Genomic DNA, 7,178 nt, shown 5'->3' with positions numbered 1-7,178 from the left:
GGACACATGTATGTCAATCCTGGTCTAACAGAGCCTTATTTTATCTTTGCTAGCACATCCTGGAACTTGGCATAGTTGACCTTGACGCCGTCATCCAGGTCGATCTTGATCATCTGGTCGGCCAGGTGATGCAGCTTTTCCTCGTAGGCAACGGTCTCGGTCAGCTGATCCTTGAGCTTTTTGATGCGCTTGGTCAGCGCGACCTTCTCGCCGCGCTCGGCCGTGGCCAGCGCGTCCTCGGCGTCGGCGATCTGCGAACGATAGCGCTCCTGCTGCTCGTGCACGTAGTCGGTGCGAATGCGCGCCAGCAAATCGGGCGTGTAGCGGTGCATGTACACCAGAGCCATAAAGCCGTTCTTTTTACCCGAGTCGAACAGCCAGTAGATGGGACGTTTCTTGTAGGTCTGGCAGTGGTCCTTAAAGAAGTCCTTCAAAAAGTAGGTGCGGATGACCTCGCGCGAAGTGCCCTTGCCGCCGAGCGCCTCGGCAATAAAGGCCAGGTTCTGCTCGAGCGTCTCCTCGCCGTACACGGTACGCACAAAGTCGATAAAGTAACGCACGATGTCGTCGTCAAAGTACTCGTCATCGGTAATGGGCAGCACGTTGTCGCCGTCGGGCATAAAGGTCACGTGATCGGGGTCGGGCATCTTGGCCAGATAGTCGTTGACCGTGGCACCCTGATCGGCCAAGACCAGACCGTCCACGTCCAGCGAATAACGGCCAAACATGCAGCCCACGGCATAGCTTATAAGCGAGGTAATCTCGTCGCGCTTGGTGCGCACATACTTGTTGCCCTTGTAACTCTCGGGGATCTCGTCGACGGTATCGAAGATGCGCGCCACCGAGACATACTTATCCTCGACCTCGATGGGCACCTCGCCCTCCATGTTGTAGATCTTGGCAAAGATTCGGTTGAGCTCCTCCTCGTTAGCGCGAAGCTGCTCAAAGCGAGCATTGACCTCGGCCTTGCGAGCCTCGTATTTATCGGCGAGCAACGTTGCCATATCTCTATCCCATCCAATCCGAGTCGATTAAAACCCGACCAAGCGTAGTTACGTCAACATAGACAAGCATACCCGACAGCAGGGCTTATGGCGCCCCATGCAGAGCATTCATAAGCACCATTTTGAGAACCCACCCGCTGCGGGCAAACCCCGTTTAGCCGTCGACATGTATTAACTTACTCCACTAGCTCCCCCATTTGTTGAGCAACAAGTGCGAGCGTGGCCAGAAGAGCGATTACCGTCGCCATTTGCTTCACCCTCAAATCAACGTGCATAAAGAAGGTCTCCCATTTCTCATGCCCAAGAAATGGGAGACAGTTTAGCCGCCAATAGCAAATAGACACAGGAGACAACATGCAAAAGATGGATGACGAAACAGCGCCGAATGTGCGCGAGAAAACGTTCGGAACCTATGGAGAGCTCGTTGCAACGTGGGCACAAGAACGGGAACTCTTAAGGGAGGTTGCGCCCTGCACCGCAAGGAAATCCGCACAGAAGGCGATGCTCTTCGGGCGCTGGATAGGCACCTTGGTGCCGGATGAGGTCGACTCGAGGCAGATAACGCTCGCTCTCTGCGAGTTGGGAAGAAGCGGCGGCAGAAAGGGCACCGGGCTGTCATCGGCGACCCTCAGGGCAGCGCATCTGGCGGGAAGCCAGGCTTACAGCTGGGGAATCAGCCTGGGCGCAGTCTCGAGCAATCCATTCTCGAAAGTTCCCCGGCCCAAGGCGAACTACCGTCAGTCGCGCTTCCTCACCATGCCACAGGCAACTAAACTGACAAAGCTCATGGTGGACAACTTCAAAAGGGAGATCACCAAAGGAAACATGCGACGGGCATCGTTCTCGCTTGCAGTGTGCATCGCGCTTTCGACGGGACTTCGCCGCGGCGAGATTTTCGCCCTCACGTGGGATGACTTCGATGAAGGCGTCTTCAGGCTGAGCATCGCCAAGGCCGTTAAGGCAGACGGTATCATCGGCGCGCCCAAGACCGCGAGCGGTATTCGCAGCGTCGCGGTGGGATACAGTCTCTCGAACCTTCTGGCAGAGTTCAAAGAATGGCAGCGATCCCAGCTGCTCAATACTGAAGCCCCTTTGTCAAGAAGCATCCTATGCGATAGCGATGGCTCCCGTCCCAGCATGGACTCCTTCGAGCACTGGTGGAGGAAATGGGCGGATAGAAATGGCTTCGAGAAGCTGCGATTCCACGAACTGAGGCACACCCATGCCACACTGCTCATCTCTCGCGGAGTGGACATCAAGACGGTTCAAATGAGGCTTGGACATTCGTCTGCGGACATCACGATGAGCTGTTATGCGCATGCCATTCCGCTCTCTGACGGAGCAGCTGCCATTTCGCTCGACTCGACTCTGTTCTGCGAAGAATAAGCGACTTGCATCAAAAGACGGGGCTGTCAGAATTCTCGCAGTTGCGGGAACCTGGCAGCCCCGACAAATTGCGTGGGTACCATTGCGTGGAAAGATCCAACGCAACTATTCAATCTTCTCCATGGCGTGCCTGGGAGCAAGAGCGCTTGGCGCCATTGGCGGTGAAGTCACATCAACAACTGTCGCCGTATTCAGCAATGCTAGAAATGATGATGAAGGGGCCTACTTCAGGTTCGTCGTCATGGGGTCCGAAGAAGGAAAATCAGCAGGAATCTTGGAGGCCCTTGCGGACCCTGACTGTGGGTGGTTCTACCGCCGCGACGCCGACACTTTCAATCAAATCCCCGGTACACCCATAGCCTACTGGCTTTCGGATGCAGCAATCAAGAACATGGCTTTCTTGCCTGGTCTATCGTGCTGTGCTCAGCCTAAGCAAGGGATGGTAACTAGAGATAACATGCGTTTCATGCGTCTCTGGTGGGAGATTGAGCTTATAGACTTTGATGACGCTATTCAATCGCACGAGGAGGCAAGAGAGAGTAGGGCAAAATGGCTCCCCTGTACTTCTGGCGGTCAGTTTCGCAAATGGTTTGGAAATAACGAGAGCGTTATTTTTTGGGAACATGATGGTGCTGAATTAATCGCTTTTTCAGGGCCACATATAAAAAATAGGCAGTTTTACTTTTTGCCGGCTGTGACCTGGAGCTCCATATCAAGTGGTGTCTTCTCAACTAGATACGTTTCTGCTGGCTATTTGCCCGAACATGCCGGAAATTGTTTCTACGCGAATGAGTCGATGCTTGCGTTAATTCAGGGGGTTGCAAATAGCTCAATTGCAATGTTTTTCATGGCACTGCTCTCCCCATCACTTAATTTTAATGTAGGAGATGTTGCGCGCATACCGATAGCGAAGCCTTTCGACTATGCTCAACAGGATGAAATAATCAATTATGTAAGAGCTTTGAGGTCTGAATCTAAAGTTGACTGGGATTCGTTTGAAACCTCCTGGGATTTCAAACGTCATCCGCTTATCTAGCCTTCATTGAAAGGAGCCTATAATGTGCGCTTTAAAGGCGGCTTCTGCCATCACTGTCAGTCTTGAAAACGAATCTAGGGTCAAGGAACTGTTTGTGTCCCTTCTTCATCCTAGGGATGATTCCGAGATGCCATTTATTTCTGGTGACTTCGACAAATTTATAAATAAGGCGGATGAAAGTATACTTGGCCGACTGGACCTCAAGGTCTCTGATTTCCGCCTTGAGCTCAACGCGGTTCACTCATTTGAGAAGAACCACTGCTTTGCGTTGTTGATTGGTGGCGTCTTGGACGGGGAGCAAAGTATCGCACCGTATTCTTTGGAACTCCAAAAAGCTGTGGCCGATGCGAGCGGTGATAGGTGCTACTCTCCCGTCTATTTGAGCGTGTCCGAGGTTCTGACTGTTTACCGATCTGCGGAAGAGATTATTGTCGGGCCTTGCTCATATTATCTGGCAAGCACGGATACAACGTATAGCGACAGGGATTCGATAGTTATTGCTAAGGATGGTTCGAAGTTGGGCGAAATGGCTCTCTATGCTGAGAACTGCTACTTCGGTAGTTATTTTGATACGGGGAGCTTTGTTTAATAGGGGCCAATGGTTGAATAAGGCCATTATTGTTTGACTCGCCTATTTATTCCAGGATTGATAGCCATGAACGATACCGCCATCAGGAACTACTACGCCTGGGCCCGTAACGAGCCCATCGCCGGCGTCGAGGCCCGCATGAGGCCTTACAGCATGGCCGACCGCCTGCGCGACCGCGCCGCAAGGAATCCACTATTCCTCCACCCGAGGGAAGTAAATGCCTTTCCTCGGGTGGAAACCAACTCTTCAGGGCAAATTAAAACAAATCGTTTGTAAAGCCACAGCATCAACTGTGGGTTAGGCACTTGTGTTTTGAAAAGAATTCCCATTTATACGTCTCGGACATAGCCAGCGCCTAAATCAAGGGATGACGCAGGAACTGCCATGAATTTTCGAGCCGGTTCCAATCGAGTTTTGATAATGACACACATTCAGTAACAATATTCTCTATTTCAGAATGTGTGTCATTAGTCGAATCTATTAATGGCACTTTTTCAAGCTCTCCGATATTCAGATGAAGCGTAGGGCTAAGGAATGAGAACAGTTCTTTTGAAACGGAAGAATTCAGCAGACCAAGACAATAGAGCAGTGAGGCCTGGCGAGGAAAATACGGCATTCCGCAATGTTCGGCAATCTCATTATCCCTAAAACGAAAAGACGGCGCGCTACTACTAATATCGGACCATGAAATATTAGGCTGGAATTTCAATTCTACGCTGTAGTCTTGAGAATGGTGTCCGGTGCTCTTCGCATGGTCGAATATGGCAGCACCACCATCGCCCCAAAGAACTACATAATCGTGGTTACCATCCCATTTGCGAAATATCCCACCCTTATTACATGGAAACCATTTTTTACCAGATAGAGTTGCTTCTTCATCTGAAGCCGCATGAGCACAAAACTCAGCCTGGGTACATTCCCACCACAGCCTTAAAGAAAAGTCGTTGTCCCCAGTAATTAACCCCTTAGATGTCCGCCCCAGCTTTCCCAAAGACACTCCAAGGCGAAAAGACTCGATTAGCCCATCGCTGGCCCAGTAGGCTATGAGAGTGCCGGGGATCTGCTTGAAGGCGTCGGCGCCGGGGCGGTAGAACCACCCGCATTCAGGGTCCGCAAGGGCCTCCAAGTATCCAGTGGATAAAGTCACATCGTAGCTACTCAAATCTAATCATTATCTGCTCATTCAAAACGCTTTTCGAATCAAATCTGCTCAAATTGATGCGATTATGAGTCGGTTCAGTTAAAATGAGTCAAAACGATGGGAGGAATCATGAGCGTCAGCAGATTTAATATCGACGAATTCGTCAGGTTCGCAAGGAGGGTTAACAGCGATACGGCCGATGTCGAAGTTAAGACGGCGTCGATGGCACTTCCCAAAGACATCGTGGAGACGCTTTCCGCTTTCGCAAACTGCTCGGGCGGAACCGTGGTGTGCGGCCTTTCCGAGAAAGAGGGGTTCGTTCCGGTCGAGGGCTTTGACGCAAAGAGGATCTCCGAAGCGCTTTCCCAAGCGTGCGCCGACAAGATGGAACCTCCTGTACGCGCGAACATCCAGATTGAGGAGTTTGAGAGCTCGCTTCTGGTCGTTGCGCACATTCCTGAAACCGAGCCGTTCAGAAAGCCCTGCTACATCAAGGCGCGCGGCCCTTACGACGGGTCGTTTATCAGGACGGGCGAAGGCGACAGGAAGCTTTCCCGCTATGAGGTCGATCGCCTTATGGAGGAGCGCCAGCAGCCCCGATACGATGCCCAGGTGGTGGAAGGCGCTGACGTGTCGGAGCTTGACTCGGAGCTCGTCGACGGCTTTCTCAGGCGAGAGCGCGCCGCATCGCCCCGCGTGTTCGCCGGTCTCTCCGATGAGGACGCGCTTCTCACCATGGGGGTGACCGCTCGCGCATCTGACGGGGAGACGAGACCGACGCTCGCCGGCCTCATGGCGCTCGGCAGGCACCCCCAGAAGCATTTCCCCAGGGCAAACGTGACCTTCGCGGTCTTCCCGGGGAATTCGAAGGAGGAGCTCGCCCAGGACGGCGCCCGCTTCCTTGACTCGAGGACGATCATAGGCCCCATACCCGTCATGGTGTCCGAGACGCTATCCTCGGTGCGTCGCAACATGCGCGTTGTGTCCTACGTCGAAGGAGGATCGCGCCGGGACGTTGCCGAATACCCGGAAGTCGCGATCCGCGAAGCCGTGGCTAATGCGCTGATGCACCGCGACTATTCACAGGAGGGCGTGGCGTCCCAGGTCCAGGTGAACATGTTCGACGACCGTATCGAAGTAGTGAGCCCCGGCGGGCTCTACGGGACCGTGACCGTCGACAACATGGGGGAATACGGCTCTTCTTCAAGCAGGAACCAATTCCTCTCGCGAATCCTGGAGAGCACCCCCTATCCGGAAGGTTACCCGGAGCGCGGCTACGTCGTCGAGAACAAGGGGACGGGCTTCGCCCAGATCCAGGCCGCGCTTAAGGATCGGGGGATGAGTCCAGCCGAGCCGGTTGACAGCATCTCCCTCTTCGTGCTGACCATGAGAAAGAAGGCCGATGCCGGTGCGGCCCCATCTTCCTTGAAACATCGTGAAGACGTGGCGGAAGGCGAATCTGACCCTATCTTGGATTACATCCGGGCAAATGGATCGGCGGCATCGTCTGAGATTTCGGAGATGCTTGGAGTATCGCGAGCGACTGCGAACCGACGCATCAAGAAGCTCGTGGAATTAGGCGCTCTAATATCCAACGGAGGCCAAAGCCGCTCCATTCGGTACCTCTTGCCGCGGTAGGTAATGTACAGGGTCCTTGGAGGCCCTTGCGGACCCTGAGTGCGGGTGGTTCTATCGGTGCTGCACAGAAGATTTTCAGGTAATTCCTGGACAACCGATCGCTTATTGGTCAAGCAAAAAAATACAGAATGTATTCGAAAAGTGTCCCGAGTTCGATAGCTCTCTGGCGTTTCGGGAGGGTATTCATACTGCCAACAATGATTACTTCCTCAGGTTTTGGTGGGAACCTAGTAAATCCGATGTGGTTGAAGGTGCAAAATCTCTGGAAGATGTTGACGCAAAGGGTAAATGGGTTCCATACAACAAAGGTGGAAATTATCGAAAGTGGTATGGCAACAACGAATATTTAAGGCTCTGTTAGACCAGGATTGACATACATGTGTC

At 52.9% G+C, this 7,178-nt stretch carries 7 protein-coding genes; 5 read left to right on the top strand and 2 right to left on the bottom strand.

The annotated features are described in order from the left end of the window. Positions 1-35 precede the first annotated feature (35 nt). Positions 36-1,004, bottom strand: a complete 969-nt coding sequence (locus tag DW211_RS09835; protein ID WP_118260578.1) for a hypothetical protein — start codon at positions 1,002-1,004, stop codon at positions 36-38. Positions 1,005-1,358: 354 nt separating this feature from the next. Here DW211_RS09835 and DW211_RS09830 point away from each other — a divergent pair, with 354 nt between their 5' ends. From DW211_RS09830 to DW211_RS09815, 4 genes are all read left to right on the top strand, one after another. Continuing rightward, the gene (locus DW211_RS09830) at positions 1,359-2,390 is read left to right on the top strand and encodes a site-specific integrase (RefSeq protein ID WP_118260576.1); all 1,032 of its coding nucleotides are present in this window, start codon (positions 1,359-1,361) and stop codon (positions 2,388-2,390) included. Positions 2,391-2,472: 82 nt separating this feature from the next. Next, positions 2,473-3,426, top strand: a complete 954-nt coding sequence (locus tag DW211_RS09825; protein ID WP_147357265.1) for a hypothetical protein — start codon at positions 2,473-2,475, stop codon at positions 3,424-3,426. A 22-nt stretch (positions 3,427-3,448) separates the two neighbouring features. Beyond that, the gene (locus DW211_RS09820; protein ID WP_118260572.1) at positions 3,449-4,015 is read left to right on the top strand and encodes a hypothetical protein; all 567 of its coding nucleotides are present in this window, start codon (positions 3,449-3,451) and stop codon (positions 4,013-4,015) included. A gap of 66 nt (positions 4,016-4,081) precedes the next feature. Beyond that, a complete protein-coding gene (locus DW211_RS09815; RefSeq protein ID WP_118260571.1) occupies positions 4,082-4,291 on the top strand; it encodes a hypothetical protein in 210 nt (69 codons plus the stop codon). Positions 4,292-4,370: 79 nt separating this feature from the next. On the opposite strand, the gene DW211_RS10070 is transcribed toward DW211_RS09815, so the two are convergent. Then, positions 4,371-5,177 (bottom strand): hypothetical protein, encoded by an 807-nt coding sequence (locus DW211_RS10070; protein WP_147357264.1) that lies wholly within the window; start codon positions 5,175-5,177, stop codon positions 4,371-4,373. A gap of 108 nt (positions 5,178-5,285) precedes the next feature. Here DW211_RS10070 and DW211_RS09810 point away from each other — a divergent pair, with 108 nt between their 5' ends. Next, positions 5,286-6,794: an ATP-binding protein gene (locus DW211_RS09810; protein ID WP_158568524.1), complete on the top strand. Its 1,509-nt coding sequence runs from the start codon at positions 5,286-5,288 to the stop codon at positions 6,792-6,794. Positions 6,795-7,178 lie beyond the last annotated feature (384 nt).

Source organism: Collinsella sp. AM18-10 (assembly GCF_003471585.1).
GTDB lineage: Bacteria > Actinomycetota > Coriobacteriia > Coriobacteriales > Coriobacteriaceae > Collinsella.
Note: the sequence above shows the minus strand (reverse complement) of the source record. Positions and strands in the feature narration are given on the sequence as shown.